The organism is Sedimentibacter sp., assembly GCF_032080165.1.
Lineage (GTDB): Bacteria > Bacillota > Clostridia > Tissierellales > Sedimentibacteraceae > Sedimentibacter.
In genome coordinates this window covers 237159-253329 of record NZ_DAMASY010000004.1, presented here as the reverse complement: position 1 = coordinate 253329, position 16171 = coordinate 237159, and the positions used below count along the sequence as shown (strand labels likewise).

13 protein-coding genes, 1 tRNA gene and 1 other annotated feature are annotated in these 16171 nt (G+C 33.6%); of the genes, 9 read left to right on the top strand and 5 right to left on the bottom strand.

Features of this window, described 5'->3' with window-relative positions; translation table 11 throughout:
• Positions 1 to 491 precede the first annotated feature (491 nt).
• Positions 492 to 908 (top strand): hypothetical protein, encoded by a 417-nt coding sequence (locus RT412_RS07840; RefSeq protein ID WP_313341802.1) that lies wholly within the window; start codon positions 492 to 494, stop codon positions 906 to 908.
• Between the two features lie 157 nt (positions 909 to 1065).
• On the opposite strand, the gene RT412_RS07835 is transcribed toward RT412_RS07840, so the two are convergent.
• Positions 1066 to 2420 (bottom strand): IS3 family transposase gene (locus RT412_RS07835; RefSeq protein ID WP_313341799.1). Its coding sequence is split into 2 segments (ribosomal slippage): positions 1066 to 1955 and positions 1955 to 2420, totalling 1356 coding nucleotides; the frame shifts between segments, so codons are not numbered across the junction.
• Between the two features lie 97 nt (positions 2421 to 2517).
• Positions 2518 to 2590, bottom strand: a tRNA-Arg gene (locus RT412_RS07830).
• Positions 2591 to 2737: 147 nt separating this feature from the next.
• On the opposite strand from RT412_RS07830, the gene RT412_RS07825 reads away from it, so the two are divergent.
• The 4 genes from RT412_RS07825 to RT412_RS07810 all read left to right on the top strand — a co-directional run bounded on the left by RT412_RS07825 (position 2738) and on the right by RT412_RS07810 (position 7500).
• Complete coding sequence (locus RT412_RS07825; RefSeq protein ID WP_313341796.1) at positions 2738 to 3340, top strand: YdcF family protein; 603 nt, start codon at positions 2738 to 2740, stop codon at positions 3338 to 3340.
• A 107-nt stretch (positions 3341 to 3447) separates the two neighbouring features.
• Positions 3448 to 3705: a binding site (T-box leader), on the top strand.
• A 98-nt stretch (positions 3706 to 3803) separates the two neighbouring features.
• Positions 3804 to 5006, top strand: a complete 1203-nt coding sequence (locus RT412_RS07820; RefSeq protein ID WP_313341793.1) for a hypothetical protein — start codon at positions 3804 to 3806, stop codon at positions 5004 to 5006.
• A 34-nt stretch (positions 5007 to 5040) separates the two neighbouring features.
• Positions 5041 to 6117 (top strand): iron-containing alcohol dehydrogenase family protein, encoded by a 1077-nt coding sequence (locus RT412_RS07815; RefSeq protein WP_313370596.1) that lies wholly within the window; start codon positions 5041 to 5043, stop codon positions 6115 to 6117.
• A gap of 153 nt (positions 6118 to 6270) precedes the next feature.
• Positions 6271 to 7500, top strand: a complete 1230-nt coding sequence (locus tag RT412_RS07810; protein WP_313341791.1) for a S41 family peptidase — start codon at positions 6271 to 6273, stop codon at positions 7498 to 7500.
• Between the two features lie 88 nt (positions 7501 to 7588).
• Here the strand turns inward: RT412_RS07810 and RT412_RS07805 are convergent, their stop codons facing one another.
• Positions 7589 to 9304: a stalk domain-containing protein gene (locus tag RT412_RS07805; protein ID WP_313341789.1), complete on the bottom strand. Its 1716-nt coding sequence runs from the start codon at positions 9302 to 9304 to the stop codon at positions 7589 to 7591.
• Positions 9305 to 9485: 181 nt separating this feature from the next.
• On the opposite strand from RT412_RS07805, the gene RT412_RS07800 reads away from it, so the two are divergent.
• Complete coding sequence (locus RT412_RS07800) at positions 9486 to 10076, top strand: HD domain-containing protein (RefSeq protein ID WP_313341786.1); 591 nt, start codon at positions 9486 to 9488, stop codon at positions 10074 to 10076.
• Between the two features lie 104 nt (positions 10077 to 10180).
• Here RT412_RS07800 and RT412_RS07795 read toward each other — a convergent pair whose 3' ends face one another.
• Positions 10181 to 11362, bottom strand: a complete 1182-nt coding sequence (locus RT412_RS07795; protein WP_313341783.1) for a glycoside hydrolase family 3 N-terminal domain-containing protein — start codon at positions 11360 to 11362, stop codon at positions 10181 to 10183.
• Positions 11363 to 11472: 110 nt separating this feature from the next.
• Entirely contained in the window at positions 11473 to 12852 is a 1380-nt protein-coding gene (locus RT412_RS07790; protein WP_313341780.1) for a copper amine oxidase N-terminal domain-containing protein, read from the bottom strand.
• A gap of 190 nt (positions 12853 to 13042) precedes the next feature.
• Between RT412_RS07790 and RT412_RS07785 the strand changes: the two genes are divergently transcribed.
• From RT412_RS07785 to glpK, 3 genes are all read left to right on the top strand, one after another.
• Positions 13043 to 13270: a DUF1858 domain-containing protein gene (locus RT412_RS07785; protein WP_313341777.1), complete on the top strand. Its 228-nt coding sequence runs from the start codon at positions 13043 to 13045 to the stop codon at positions 13268 to 13270.
• 11 nt (positions 13271 to 13281) lie between these two features.
• The gene (locus tag RT412_RS07780) at positions 13282 to 14484 is read left to right on the top strand and encodes a DUF438 domain-containing protein (protein ID WP_313341774.1); all 1203 of its coding nucleotides are present in this window, start codon (positions 13282 to 13284) and stop codon (positions 14482 to 14484) included.
• Between the two features lie 208 nt (positions 14485 to 14692).
• On the top strand, positions 14693 to 16165 hold the full coding sequence (gene glpK, locus RT412_RS07775) for a glycerol kinase GlpK (RefSeq protein WP_313341771.1): 1473 nt from the start codon (positions 14693 to 14695) through the stop codon (positions 16163 to 16165).
• Positions 16166 to 16171 lie beyond the last annotated feature (6 nt).

The following is a 16171-nucleotide window of genomic DNA, read 5'->3' as shown; positions in this document are numbered from 1 at the left end:
TAAGAAGAACATTGCATAAATTGATTTGAATAAGGAGCATTATAATTATACAAGTTATCACCTCTGATTATATATTATCATTATAATATATGTTTATCCAACTAATTGGTGTATTATAAATTACTTAGTTACTGTGAAGCTGGTGAAAGAATACCAAGAACAGAAATACTAATAAAATTACATAATATGTTTCCCGACGAGTTTGAAAAGATATTTTATAGTGATAGTAAATCGGAATGCCATGAATTAATAGAACAAGTAAATGATAAGAAAGTAATTAGAGGATTAAATGCAATAATTGAAAGATATTTAGAATCTATAAAAGAAAAAGTAGCTCAAACCGCCAAGTAAAAGCTGCATTATACCTACCAAGCTAAATTACAGTCTATGCAACAACCAGCCATAGACTGTAAAAGATAGGTTATATTAAAAATATTATAACCTATCTTAATTACTAATTCAACAAAAATTAAACGATAGGAGAAAATATTATGAACGAGCAAAAAACAACTTATAAGGTAAGGAAATACGATGTCGATGATTTTGTGGCTGAAGGATTGAAGAAAATCAGAAAACAAATTGTTAAGGTTAACACGCAGGCAGCCTTTGATGAAGACGGAGTTTATTCGGATACTGAATACGAATTTCTGAGAAATCAGATATTTAAGCTTAATGTTATAGGAAAGATTTTACAGGTCGATGATTTTAAGGCTCTGAGAAAAATTGAGGATATTACGGAAAACATAGCTAATAAAGCGGATGCGAAAAATGTACAACCATTGTTTTACTTGCTGCTTGAAGCAATGATGCCAGAAGTAGAAGCAAAGGACGATAAAGGACTGAAAATGATTCTGTCCATTTTATGGGATTATATTAAAAAACATGAGGCATATAACAAAGAAGCATAAGCTTTAAACGAGTTTTAAGGAAAGTTCAGGGTAGAAAAATACCTTGCTTTTATTATGGCAGTTATAATAATTTTTAAAAATGTAAATTTGATTTTTACAGGGAGATAAAAAAGAGATAAATCATATGAACTGACCACAAAAAGTTAGACAATATTAATTAAGCAACTGACGAGGATTGAATCCTGTAATTTACAGGACTCAGTCCTTTTAGTTTACTCTTAATTCTTTTATGATTGTAATAATAAATATATTCTTTTAAACCTGCAATAAATTGTTCTATGGTTTTAAACTCCTGCAAATATAAGAATTCGGATTTTAGCAAGCAAAAGAAATTCTCCATAACAGCATTATCTAAGCAATTTCCTTTCCTTGACATACTTTGCTTAATATTATGAGACTCTAACATATATTGATATCGCTTCATTTGATATTGCCAACCTTGATCAGAATGTAATATTAATTTATCACCTTTATCAAGCTTTAAAAAAGCCTTATCAAGCATATTAGCAACCATACTAAACACTGGACGTTCACTAATTTCATATTCAATAATCTCTCCATTATACAAATCAAGAATTGGTGATAAATACAGTTTACTCCCTAATAGTGAAAATTCAGTAACGTCTGTAACCCATTTCATATTAGGCTTGGATGCAATGAAATTTCTACTTAATAGATTTGGAGCAACTTTACCGATTTCACCCTTGTATGAACGGTATTTTTTAATTCGTACTAAGCTTTTAAGGTTTAACGGGTTCATTAAGCGTTGTACCGTTTTATGATTAATAATATATCCTTTATTTCTAAGTTCTAATGTTATTCTGCGATAACCATATCTACCTTTGTTATCCTTGAAAATTTGATTTATTACATCTTTTATCTCAGCATATTTATCAGGTAATTTAGCTTTCTTTAGATAGTAGTAAAATGTACTTCGTGGCAGCTTCGCAAATTCTAATAAATGATTCAGCTTAAATCCATGCCTTAATTCATCAATGGCAATTACTTTTTCCCATTCTCTCGCTGAATTCTTTCCTGAACTAAGGCTTGCAATTTTTTTAAATACGCATTCTCCATACGAAGTCTTTGAACTTCGGCAATTAAATCCTCTTTTGTTTCTTTAGGAACTTTTGGCTTCTTAGGTTTGCATTTATCAGACATTTTCTTTCGTCCGCGATTATCTCTAAAAAGAGCTTGCGATCCTTCCTCATAGTATATGCGTTCCCATTTCCCCACAGTAACATCAGTTGGAATTCCAAAAATAACTGCTGTTTCAGAAATAGAAAGATGGTTTTCATGCATATATTCTATCACTTTTAACTTAAATTCGCCAGTGTAACTTCCTTTTTTTAACAATAAACCTTCTATTCCAAATTGCTCATATCGTTTAACCCACCTTCTAACATGTTCTGTACCTGTACCTAATATATTGGCAGCAGATTTATATGACATGTGTTTTTTTACTACGTTTAGTACAGTTTCAAGTCTTTGTTCATATTTATATTTTGACATTAAAAAGTACACCTCCAAATGTTTTTTTCGTCTAACATTTGGGGTGCACTTCACATAAATATTTATCTTTTTTATTTCTTGAAGCTTTTGCAATTTATGAACCATGAGGGATTCGAACCCCCGGCAAACAGATTCGAAGTCTGCGACTCTATCCACTGAGCTAATGGTCCAAGGAATACTTTTAAATTATAATATAGATGAAATTAAATATCAATAGATTAGCACAATTTTTTTTAGTATTAATCATATGCTATACAAAATTGTGTTATTTTTGATTTTGTGATATATTTATTTAAAATTATATTCAAGGATTATTTATGAAACAACGAAAGAAAAACATTAAAAAAATACTGATTATTTTATTGCTTATATTCATTGGATACATAGTGTATATTGCTTTTGATATATATAGCTACGGCAATAAAAATGAGCTTAACAGTGCCGATGCAGCTATAATTTTAGGTGCGGCTGTATGGGGGGATAAACCGTCACCGGTTTTTGAAGAAAGAATAAAGCATGGTATTTGGTTATATAAGAACGGATATGCAGATAATTTGGTTTTTACAGGCGGCATAAGTAAAGACGATGAATTTTCGGAATCAGGTGTGGCGAAAAATTACGCTATTGAAAATTCAGTACCCGAAGAAAACATCTTTATTGAAGAGAAGTCGACTATAACAGAGGAAAATATACAATATGCGGCTGAAATAGCCAATAAAAATAGTTTTAAGAATGTAATTATTGTAAGTGATCCCTTACATATGAAAAGAGCGATGATGATGGCTGGAGATTACGGATTAACCGCGTATTCTTCACCGACACCATCAACGAGGTATATAACATTTAAAAGCAAGGTATCATTTTTGGCGAGAGAGGTGTTTTTTTATTTAGGGTATCAAATATATGGATTATTTGAATAGTGATAAATTATACAAAAAAATATTTTAGAAAATATTTTAAAATAATTATTGACAAGCTTGTTGGAACGGTGCTATACTGCTAAACAATACACAAGTGAATGAACAACATAAACGCTGTGATAAGGAGCAGTAAGCATTATAAGCGACTACAGAGAGTTGTTGGTAGGTGTGAAACAACGTCAATGAGATGCCGAACTAGCCTTTGAGCGGATCTGCCGAAAGTTTAAAATCAGTAGGCAGGTACGGGTGAGCCGACCGTTAAAAAAAGGCAGGATATCGATTAATAATCCGTATCCAGAGGTGCATTTCGTTATGAAATGAATAAGAGTGGTACCGCGAAAGATCATATATCTTCCGTCTCTTAGGGTTAATTTCCCTGAGAGAGGAAGATTTTTTTATTGCTTCTTGCTTCTCTCATGAGGAAATATGGTGTATTAAAAAATAAATCATGAGAGGTATTAAAATGGAGAAACAACAAAGACAAGCAACAAAAACAATGAACTTTACAGGCATATTTGCGGTAGCGTGTGTGCTGTTCAGTTCACATGCAGGCGGAGGCTTTGCAACAGGAAATCAGGCAACTCAGTACTATGTGCAGTATGGATGGATTGCAACTGTTACGGCAATTATTGCTATGGCACTTTTAACCTTAACTATCCGTGAATGTATGATTATGTACAATTCCAGAGGGCTTTCAAGCTACAAGGAGCTTTTTCAAAATTTGTATCATCCGTTTGGCAAATTTTCAGTATTGTTTGATATTTATTTTTATACTATGGTTTTGTGTGCAGTGGGCGCCGTAATAGCCGGAGCTGCTTCATTGTTAAACAAAACATATAATATTTCTTATATTTATGCCGTTTTATCGGTTGGTGCAATGCTTTTGATAATGACAATTTTTGGAGCGTCATTGGTTTCGAAAGCATCAACAGTGATGTCTGTAGGAATTTTAGCATCATGCGGAGTGATTTTTATATTGGGAATTAATGAAAAATTACCTGAAATATCAAACATATTTGCAGTTAGAGCGAGTAATGCCAATATAGGGACAGGGATTTTTAAAGCATTTACTTACGCAGGATTCCAATCTGTAGTAATTCCGACTATGATTTCATGCGGGAAGTCGTTAAAAAGTTCTAAGGAAATTTCCCGCTCAATGATGGTTTCTTTCGTAATAAATTCTATTGCATTGATTTTATCAATAATAATGCTTTTAGTATGGTATGCTGAGTTCACGCAGGCCGGAGAAACAACACTGCCAATATTGTATATAGCAGGGCAGTTAGGTAGATCATACGTATTCTGGGCATACAATATTTGCTTGTTCCTTTGCTTTATTTCAACAGGAGTTACAACTATCTACGGCTTTGTTGAAAAGTTTGAGAAAGCAAAGGCATTGTCTAAAATAAACAAGGTTATAATCAGAAGAATAATCGTATCATTTTTTATAATGTTTATGTCAATGGGTATTTCAATGGCAGGTTTAGACAAAATTATTAAATACGGCTACGGATACATGGGATACCTTGGAATTGCAATAATTATTGTTCCGTTCCTGACTGTCGGAGCATATAAAAACCGTAAGTTTTTAAAGGAACAAAACAACAATATAAACAATAATAATATAAATTCAAAGTCTTCATTTGCAGAAAGCGCAGATTATTAATATATGAAAAATATTAACTAAAAAGGAGTCTACTATGAAAACACAATTTTTTCCCGGTTATACGATAGGTAATGATTCGTACAAGAATATAGTTAAAATATGTAGTTTATACGGAAAAAAGGCTGCTGTAATAGGTGGCGAACGCGCCATAAAAGCAGCTGAAAATAAGATTAAAAATTCAGTTGAAGGAAGTGAGATGCTAATTACAGGATTTTTTCCGTTCGGAAAAGAGGCATCCATAGAAAATATAGAACGTTTAAAATTAATTCCGGAAGTTCAAAAAGCAGATATGATATTTGCGGTTGGCGGAGGAAAGGCAATTGATACAGGAAAGGTATTGGCACAAAAAACAAACAGAGTTTTTTTTACATTCCCTACAATTGCTTCCACATGCGCATCTTGTACAAGCTTGGGTATTTTATACCATCCGGATGGTTCTTTAAGAGAATATACATTTTCAAATATAACTCCTGTTCATATCTTTATAGACAGTGAGATAATTGCAAATGCGCCGGATAAATATTTTTGGGCCGGTATAGGTGATTCTATGGCTAAATATTTTGAAAGCTCTGTTTCAAGCCGCGGCGACGAGCTAAATCATTCCCAGAGCATGGGGGTTAATATTGCATCCATGTGCAACGGTCCATTTGTGAAATATGGAGTGCAGGCACTTGAAGATTGTAAGAAAAACAAGTTATCAAATGAGCTTGAAGAAATAATTTTAGGAATTATAATTTCAACCGGATACGTTTCAAACTTAGTTAACATAGATTTGAACACCGGACTTGCACATGCTGTATATAACGGATTCACGGTTATACCTCAAATAGAAAAATATGGACATCTTCACGGTGAAATAGTATCCTACGGAATCTTAGTACTTCTTGTGGTGGATAGGCAAAAAGAAGAATTTGAAAGAATTTTTAAGTTTAATAAAGAAATGGGATTTCCAACAAAGCTTTCCGACCTTCATTGCTCAATTGAGGACGTGGATAAAATAATTGAAAAAGCTCTCAAAGGAATAGATGTAAGACATTATCCATATACAGTAGCTTCCGAAATGATAAAGGATGCCATCTTATTTATAGAAGATTTTCAGCATAAATGCTAAATAAGCAAAATTTTATTTTTATTTATATTCATATGTGTTATAATATCAAAGTTAAGGTTGTATTAATTTACATAGGATAAAATTGTACAATGAAACATATAAATAATTATAAGCGTTTAATTTTGGCTTAACTTTAATATTAGGAGTGAGTATATGGTATCTAAGAGGAAATATATTCTTACGATTATCGTGGTTGTCTTTGTAACTGCTTTTTTAACCCTTACTTTGGGCAATGTATTTATGGTAGAAATAGGGAATAAGGTGGTTATATCTGAAGAAACATATACAAAGATGAAAAATACGTATGAAAAATATGCTAAGCAGGAAAGTATAATGGAATTGGCTAAAAGGGAGTTCTTGTATGAAGCTGATGAGGAAAAAATGCTTGAGGGGGCTTTAGAGGGAACATTAAAAGCGTTAGGAGATCCCTATACCCAGTTTATGAATAAAGAAGAATTTAGCGCACTTATGCAAGATACAGAAGGATCATATGAAGGAATAGGTGTTTATATAACTGAAAGCGATGATAACAGAATTGTAGTTGTATCTCCTATAGAGGATACTCCTGCGGAGAAAGCAGGGTTAAAAACCGGCGATAAAATTATAAAAATTAACGGTACCGAATATACCGCAAGCCAAATAAAGCAAGCGGTAAATATCATGAAAGGTATGCCGGGCACAAGTGTAACCTTAACTGTACAAAGAGAAAATGCAGATGGAAGCAAGGATATTTCCGATATAGTCATTAACAGAGAAACAATCAGAATTAAGACCATAAAACCTGAAATGCTTGATGACGATATCGGGTATATAAGAATTACAACATTTGATTTACAGACCGCAAAGGATTTTGAAGCCGCATATGCAGATTTGAAAAGTAAAGGTATGAAGGGTTTAGTAATTGATTTAAGATATAATCCGGGCGGTATTATAGATGCAACGGTTGATATTTCAGATATGTTTATGGGTGAAGGAATAATCACTTACACCAAGACGAAAGCAGGAGATATTAAGCATTTCAAATCTGATGCTAAATCAGAAAACATACCGATAATTTTGTTAATAAATGATGGAAGCGCAAGCGCCTCTGAAATAATGGCAGGTGCAATGAAGGATACAGGCAGGGCAACCTTAATCGGAACCAAGACCTTCGGCAAGGGAATAGTTCAAAGTGTTCAACAATTCGGAAATCAAGGCGAAGGTGTTAAAATGACGGTATCTGAGTATTTTACCCCAAACGGTGTTAATATTCATGGTATTGGAATAGAACCGGATATTGAAATAGAATTACCTGAAGATGTACCGGGTTATGGATTTGAATTCTATGATACTGATAACCAGCTTAAAAAAGCGGTTGAAGTTTTAAAAGAAAAGGTTAATTAATAAAACTAAGCGAGAGATGTGTCTCTCGCTATTTTTTACGCATACAGCATAAGCGACTGATACCAAATTAAAGATTTGGGTCGTTTGTTTAATAAATTAAAACTGTTTTGTCTTTATCATCCCATAAAACCGTCTTGTCTATTGCTTCGCTTATGAATCTTAAAGGAACCATAATTCGATTGTTTACTAATTTAGCGGGAGCATCCAATGTGCTTTCTTCGCCATTGATATATGCAATATTGCTGTCGGCGGGAATTACTATTTTAGTACCCTCATATTCAACTACGGCTGAGTTTATTTCCGTATCCCAATTTACATTACAATTCAATACTTCAAAAACTGCTCTTAACGGTACCATTGTCCTGCCGTTTTCAATAAATGGCCATTGGTTAATTGAACTGAAGTTGATATATTGGTCATAAACCTTTACGTTTACCGGGTTATCAGGTTTCTTGCTTGTTATAAATTCAAATGCATTTGAATTTAAAGCAGTTATGGATACTTTTTGTTGAAGCCCCTGAAATTCAAAGGTTAAGCTATAGCTTCCCGGCTTTTTAAAGGTCATTGTACCTTCATAAATACTTATACCTTCGTGCTTGTATGGATAAAGTAAAACATCTTTTGTAATGTTAACCTTTTTATTGCCATATATAGCATAAACATTGAAATCAGCTTTTGTTGCGGTGTTGTAAACTTTGTTTGAAGATTCAAATTCAATACTATCCGGAGTTTCTTTATAATTAATATATAAATTTAATATTTTATATTCGCCGGAAGCATCGGTTTTAAGCGGAGAATCATAGCTGATAATTGAAACAAAGTCATTTCTTAACAGACCTGACATAGCGGAATTTACAATATCCTGAGATACTGAATTGTGAATTCTCACTGAAATTTTCAACGGGCGATGCTTTATTTTATATGTAAGAATATTTTTTAATTCATTTTCATTTTTTGCTGTGTTTACATCATCATAAATGTCAAGACCTGTTTCCATCAGTAATTTGTCATATGATAATTCTTTTAAAAGACTATAGTAGCTTTTATTTGCTGCCGGAAGGTCAAGATTTTCATCAATTACATGGTCGGCTGAAATTTCATTGTCTGTCAGCATGTAATAGTTATATGAAATTATGTTTTCATCCGGCAACTGATCATTCCAGGTAGTATCCAAATGGAACCAATGATTGCTGAGCTTAACCATATTCCATATATGTAATTCGGAGTTTCCTGTACCCGTAACTAATTTAACAGGGATATTAAGTTTATTCAGCATGTTGTAGGTTAACAAAGCATAACCGTTGCAAACGGATTTGCCTTGAGTAAGTAAATCATAATCGGAATAAAGTAATTTTTTTTCATCATACTTGCCGTTTAAGATTATATAATCATGTACTGCTTTAACTTTTTCATGGTCATTCATATTTGGATTTATAATTTCGGATAATATGTTATCAATTTGTTTGTCGGCTTGAATTCTTTCTGCTTTAGTAATTATATAATCAACATTAACATTAATATTATTTAATCTTTTTGTGCCTTCAATTTTCCATCCGACAGATTTTATATTAGAATTTAAATATGGGTCTTTATCAACAACATTTTTTAATACATCTTCAATATTATCCAATGAACCGGTATATTTTATATCGAATACTTCATTATAATCCTTCATTTGTTCGAACAGTACATTTTCTAATTCAAGAAAATTGCTTGCGCTGTAATCAGTAGCATATGTGTTAAGTGAAAAAACTGTAGCGGTTGTTATAAATGTGCTTAAGCAAATTGTTAAAAATCTTTTCATACAATCACCTTCCTTATTTCGTATCTAATTATATACTTTTTCCGGTAAAAGTTAAAGCTATATTATTTCTTATTGTAAGATGAATAAAATTAATGTATCATTATGTATAATTATTTTAAATTAAAGCTTTACTTTAATTAGACGTTAATTTAACGTAAATGGTTCCCAAAAAGGAGTAAAAATGTGTAAAAAAATTTTAAACGAAATACTTTTAAGTCATAAACCTTCAGAGGGTATATATAAATTGTTGGAAACAGGACAAATAAAACAGATAATACCTGAATTATTAAAGCTAAAAGGATTTGAACAAAGAACGCCTTATCATGACAAGGATGTGTTGGACCATACGATGGCTGTGGTAGATTCAATTGAACCAAAATTGACATTAAGGATGGCTGCGCTTTTACATGATATATCTAAACCGGATTGCTTTACGGCAGACGAAAAGGGTAGAGGGCATTTCTACGGTCATCACATAAAGTCCGCCAAGGAAAGTGAAAAAATATTAAAGCGATTAGGTTATGATGATGATTTTATTTCAGATGTATATATATTGGTTAAATATCATTATATAAAGGATATTACATCAAGTATTAAGGAAAAAGGTATTAATAAATTCATTGAATCTGTGGGAGAGCATAGGATTGATGATATGCTTAAGCTGATAGTGGCAGATATGATGGGTAAACCGGATAATAAAGGAAACATGGATGTTGTAAATAAATTAAGTGAATTAATAAGACAATATAGGCAAAAGAAAATTAATGAATAAAAAAACTCGTCCTGCAAGGCTCGGAAGGCGGGCAACCGCAGCGTATTCAGATATACGTGAGGATTGACCGGCTGAACGGCAACGACGCAGGCGAGCTTCTTCAACTACCCGAACATGTTCATATAGTGCTTCCATTTCAATATTCTCAGTACCGATTCATTAATTCTGTCAATGGAAATTTCTCCCAAGTTTACAGCATTTAATAATGATTGAAAGCTTTTTTCAAAATCAGTTACTATGAGCATATCATTACCTGCTGATACAGCCATTACTTCCGGGGAGAATTCTGTTTGAAGTTCTGATACCGCCCCCATTGATAAATCATCTGTCGTTATTATCCCTGTGAACTCCATGTCATATCTTAAAATATCAATAACCTTTTTTGATAATGAAGCAGGAAGCTCAGAGTCAATTGCTTCAACGATGTTATGAGAAACCAATACACTTTCCGCACCTGATTCGATACCTGCTTTAAAAGGAATGAAATCATTGCTTATAAATTGCTGATATGGTCGAGTATCTACTGCTGAACCGGTATGGGTGTCAGGATTGTTTCCATAACCGGGGAAGTGCTTCAAGGATGAAGAAATTCCTTGTTTCTTCATTGCTTCAACAACAGTTTTTATATACTTTGCAGTTTCTTCAGCCTCTTTTCCAAAGCTTCTTTTATATATAAAATCTGTTTCATTAATTGAAACATCCGCAACAGGTGCTAAATTCAAATTAATGCCCAGCTCTGCCAAAAGATTTGATTTTTTTATAGTATCTTTTCTGATTTCGTCAAACCCGCCAATCGTATATAACTCTTGGGGCGACTTAAATCTTTCATCAGATAAAAGCGGATTTGAACTTACTCTTACCACCGTTCCACCTTCTTCATCAACGGCAATTATCATAGGTACATTATTATTGTTTTGACAATAATCAATATTATCTATAACTTCTTCTTTGTCTTTGTCGGCAAAATCTTTTCCAAACATTATAAATCCGCCGGGCTTCATGGATAGATATAGATCCAGCTGTTCCTCTTCAGGATATCTGACTAAAAACATCTGGCCGATTTTTTCTTCTGTAGTCATTTCCTGCAGTAATTTTGAAGCTTGCTCATCATATTCACGAAATAAGCTGCTATCTTCCGGATCTTCTGGCACCTCCGGTTCAACCGGTTCTTTCGGTTCCTCAACAGGCGGCGGATTTTCATTATTGTTGTCCGGATTTTTTGGCGGATCTACAACAGTACAGCCTGTTAATAAGAAAATTAACAGATAAATAAATAAATTTTTCATTTTATGCTCCTAATTTAAGTGATGGTATTAATATTAGCATATGGAGCCAATTTATTAAAGAAAAAAATGAGAGGTTGCCCTCTCATTAGTTTTATTGTTTTATTATTAACTTATTCAGTTTCAGTTTCTTCTTCAGCAGCTTCATCTTCTGTAGTTTCTTCAGTTTCTGTTTCTTCAGCAGCAGCATCTTGTTCTAATTGCTCTAATAATTCATTCATATCAGGAGCATTCAGTGCTTCTTCAGGTATTTCGAAATTTTCAGCCTGATTAACATTTAAAACTTCCATAACCATAGTAGCTCTCATGCTATTTAACATATCTAATCCTTCTTGTGGCATTTCACCTAACAAGTCGGTCATGCTGCCCATCATAAGCTGAATCATATCACCTAAATCCATTTCATATTTAACAATTTCTTTAGTTTCTTCATCAATGTGAACTATAAACTTAATGTCACCGAAATTTCCTTCTGCTAATGCTTTCAACGCTTCATAAGTAGCTGTTTCCTGTTCATTTGTCGGGACAGGCATATTATCTAAGCTTTCACCAAGCATATCTTTATAAATTTCACCTGACATTGTATATTCTAATCTTAAAAGAGTTTTGTCCGCATCTTTATATTTGCCGAAATACTTAACATCTTTTGTATACTTTTCAGCTATTTCTTTATTTTTCTCAATTGCTTCTTCATCATATTTCAGTAATTCGCCGAACATTTCATTGGCAACGGTTTGTTTCATCCATGTATATGTACCTTCATTATTCATGCCCATATATTGGTTCAGACCATTTTCATCCATTGTCATGTACATGCTCATAAATGGTTGAGATATTTCCTGTCCTGCAATATTTACCAACATATCTGCGTTTATTTTTGCTTTCAAAGGATTCATGAATAAAGTCATGTACATATTCATTTTCATATTCATAGTTTGAACACTGCCGGCTGCATCAGGAACGTCCAAAGAGATATCTACTTTCACATCAGCATCGTAGTTTTTCCAATCAAGTGATTTGTTATTAGCTTCAGTAAATATAGCTTTTGCATCAACAGGAGTTGTAGTAATAACTACTGTTTTTAAGCCTGCATCCCACTCTACGCTTGAACCGAAAGCTTCAATAACGGCTCTTATGGGAAGGTATGTTCTACCATTAACTATTTTTGCCTGAGTATCTGTAGCTTTTTGTTCTCCGTTTATCAATATGTAATTTTGATCAATTGGAACTTCAACCTTAATTTCGTCCTTTTCGGCAATTGCAATACGGTCATCATTATTCCAATCCACGGTTGCTCCGTATGATTCAAGAGCTTTTCTGAACGGAACAAGAGTTCTGCTGTTTTCATCAACGAAAGGATGTCCTGATTCTTCAGTGAATTCAACCTTTTCAGAATCGATTGCAACTATTATTTCATTAGTTTGTGCAAATACAGTAGTTGATGATAATACTAACATAAGTATTAAGCTGAGTATAAAAATTGTTTTTTTCATAAATTCCCTCCTAAAAATTAAATTACTCAAGTAAATATTATACCATTGTTAAAGTAAATTCAATGTTTTTTATTCTATATTTTAAAAAGGTAATCATATTATACAGAAGTACAAAGTATATCTGTTTAATTTTAACATATTCAGGTATAATTAAATATATGTGGTATATTAATATTTTGGGGTGAAGTATATGAGTAAAATTATTGATATTAATAAAAGTGTTTATGAGTTGTGTAAGGAATATCCCGAATTGCAGGAGATATTGGCAAGCATTGGTTTCAAGGATATAACGTTGCCGGGAATGATTAATATGGCAGGAAGAATTATGACCCTGCCTAAGGGGTCAAAGGCGAAGGGAATACCTATGGAAAAAATAAAAGAAGAATTAGTTCAAAGAGGATTTGAAATTAAAGAATAAGGAGAGATTTTATGAGTGAACAAATTAACAACAGAGAATACAGGAAAGAAATAATCAAACAAATTATTAAAGAGCTTCATGACGGTAAGAGTGTTGACGAAGTAAAAGGCAGGTTTGAAGAAGCTTTCAAAGGTGTTTCAGCTACGGAAATTACGGAAGCAGAACAGGCGCTTATCAAGGAAGGACTTCCCATAACAGAGGTTCAAAGATTATGTGATGTGCATTCTGCCGTATTTAAGGGATCTATAGAAGAAATTCACAGAGGATCAGATCCGACTAAAATACCCGGACATCCTGCTAATGTGTTGTTTCTTGAAAACATAGAAATCAAAAAAATAATAGATAATAAAATTAAACCGTACATAGATAATTTATCTGATAAAGAATCCATTAAAAAACTAAAAGATGGCTTTGAACAGCTATTAAAAATAGATATTCATTATTCTAAAAAGGAAAATCTATTGTTCCCATACATGGAGAAATACGGAATAACCGCACCACCAAAGGTTATGTGGGGCGTTGATGATGAAATAAGAGCCGATTTAAAATCAATATATTCTGACTTATCATACGGATATTTGAATGATGAAATCAAAAAAAGGATCGAGGAAGCTTTAAATCGTGTAAATGAAATGATTTTTAAGGAAGAAAATATAATGATTCCAATGCTTTTAGATGTGATGTCACAAGATGAATGGAAAAAGGCAGCTGATAACAGCGGTGAAATAGGTCATATGCTCAGATGGGTTCCCGAATGGAAACCGGACCAAGAAGCCAAAGAAGGAATCAAAGACGAAATGACCGAACCGGGAACAATCACATTACCTTCAGGGGTATTAAAAGTAAATGAATTAACGCATATGCTTAATACTTTGCCTTTTGACATTACCTTTGTCGGAAGTGATGATACGGTAAAATATTTTTCCGAAAGCAGTGAAAGAATTTTTCCAAGACCAAGAACCGTAATAGGAAGAAATGTATCAAATTGTCATCCGCCTGCAAGCGTACATATTGTTGAAGGGATTGTAAATGATTTTAAATCAGGTAAAAAGGATCATGAAGATTTTTGGATTAAAATGAAGGATAAATATATACATATACGATATTATGCGGTACGGGATGACAAAGGTGAATATTTAGGAGTAGTGGAAGTATCGCAAGATATCAAACCTATACAAGAAATAACAGGAGAAAAACGGTTAGTATCCGAATAAGGCTGTTGAAAAAGCCCCCCCTGCGTCGTTGCCGTTCAGACGGTCAATCCTTACGTATATCTAATATGCTGCGGTTGCCCGTCTTCCGGCGCCTTGCAGGACGAACTTTTTGAACAGCCTATTTTATTGTTGGTAATTTTTCATTTGCGTTGATTATTTTATATACTAAGTATATAATTGAATTAATAAAATTGTGGGGTGGACTGTAATGAAAAAATATGTTCTTGCATTAGACCAAGGAACAACAAGTTCACGAGCTATACTTTTTGACAGAAACGGTGCAATTGTAAATTTGGCGAAAAAAGAATTCAAGCAAATTTATCCTAAACCGGGATGGGTGGAGCATGATCCTTTGGAAATATGGGAAACGCAGTTGAGCTCGGCAATAGAAGCAATAAAGGATATTGATCCGGATGAAATTGCATGTATCGGTATTACCAATCAAAGAGAAACAACAGTATTATGGGACAGAAATACAGGAAAGCCGGTTTATAACGCAATCGTATGGCAGAGCAGGCAGACATCGGAAATATGTGATGAACTGAAAAAGACAGGAATCGAGACATACATAAATGAAAATACCGGATTGGTAATTGATGCTTATTTTTCCGGTACAAAAATCAAATGGATACTGGACAATGTGCCGGGCATCAGAGAAAAGGCGGAAAAGGGAGATATTTTATTTGGTACTATTGACACATGGCTGATATGGAATTTAAGTGTTAATAAGGTACATATAACTGATTATTCCAATGCATCAAGGACAATGCTTTATAATATTAGGGAGTTAAAATGGGATGAAAAACTTCTTGATGCCCTTAACATACCTTTAAATATACTTCCGGAGGTTAAAGCATCCTCTGAATTTTATGACAATACAAGAAAAGATTTACTAAGAGCTGAAATACCCATATCGGGAATTGCCGGAGACCAGCAATCCGCATTATTCGGTCAGCTTTGCTTTCAGGAGGGAATGGTTAAGAATACGTATGGAACCGGCTGCTTCATGCTCATGAATACAGGAGAAAAAATCGTTAAATCACATAATGGACTTATTACTACTATTGCCTGGGGAATCGGAGGTAAGGTGGAATATGCCCTGGAAGGTTCAATATTTATAGCAGGCGCAGCCATACAATGGCTGAGGGATGAATTGAAGCTTATCCATGATGCAAAAGATTCTGAATACTTTGCCGAAAAAGTACAAGACAGCAACGGAGTATATGTGGTTCCTGCCTTTACGGGTCTCGGTGCGCCATATTGGGATATGTACGCAAGAGGAGCGATTATAGGATTAACTCGAGGAGTAAATCGCAATCACATCATACGAGCAACTCTTGAATCAATTGCATATCAAACTAAAGACATCATTGAAGCAATGTTTGACGACTCAGGAATCAATTTAACTGCATTAAGGGTTGACGGCGGAGCTACGGCAAATAACTTTTTAATGCAATTTCAGTCAGATATACTCAATGTAAACATAGAAAGACCTGATGTTACAGAAACAACAGCTCTTGGAGCCGCATATTTAGCCGGCTTGGCTGTGGGCTTGTGGAAATCAAAGGGTGAAATTGTTCAAAATTGGAGCATAAACAGAAAATTCAGACCTGAGATGGACGAAGATATAAGGAAAAAGCTATACGGCGGTTGGAAAAAGGCAGTAAACAGAACGATGTAAAAATAT

Coding starts and splice junctions, on each gene's coding strand:
- RT412_RS07790 (WP_313341780.1), bottom strand. CDS start 12,852: ATGAAAAAAACAATTTTTATACTCAGCTTAATACTTATGTTAGTATTA.
- RT412_RS07780 (WP_313341774.1), top strand. CDS start 13,282: ATGAGTGAACAAATTAACAACAGAGAATACAGGAAAGAAATAATCAAA.
- RT412_RS07800 (WP_313341786.1), top strand. CDS start 9,486: ATGTGTAAAAAAATTTTAAACGAAATACTTTTAAGTCATAAACCTTCA.
- RT412_RS07805 (WP_313341789.1), bottom strand. CDS start 9,304: ATGAAAAGATTTTTAACAATTTGCTTAAGCACATTTATAACAACCGCT.
- RT412_RS07820 (WP_313341793.1), top strand. CDS start 3,804: ATGGAGAAACAACAAAGACAAGCAACAAAAACAATGAACTTTACAGGC.
- RT412_RS07810 (WP_313341791.1), top strand. CDS start 6,271: ATGGTATCTAAGAGGAAATATATTCTTACGATTATCGTGGTTGTCTTT.
- RT412_RS07785 (WP_313341777.1), top strand. CDS start 13,043: ATGAGTAAAATTATTGATATTAATAAAAGTGTTTATGAGTTGTGTAAG.
- glpK (WP_313341771.1), top strand. CDS start 14,693: ATGAAAAAATATGTTCTTGCATTAGACCAAGGAACAACAAGTTCACGA.
- RT412_RS07825 (WP_313341796.1), top strand. CDS start 2,738: ATGAAACAACGAAAGAAAAACATTAAAAAAATACTGATTATTTTATTG.
- RT412_RS07815 (WP_313370596.1), top strand. CDS start 5,041: ATGAAAACACAATTTTTTCCCGGTTATACGATAGGTAATGATTCGTAC.
- RT412_RS07795 (WP_313341783.1), bottom strand. CDS start 11,362: ATGAAAAATTTATTTATTTATCTGTTAATTTTCTTATTAACAGGCTGT.
- RT412_RS07840 (WP_313341802.1), top strand. CDS start 492: ATGAACGAGCAAAAAACAACTTATAAGGTAAGGAAATACGATGTCGAT.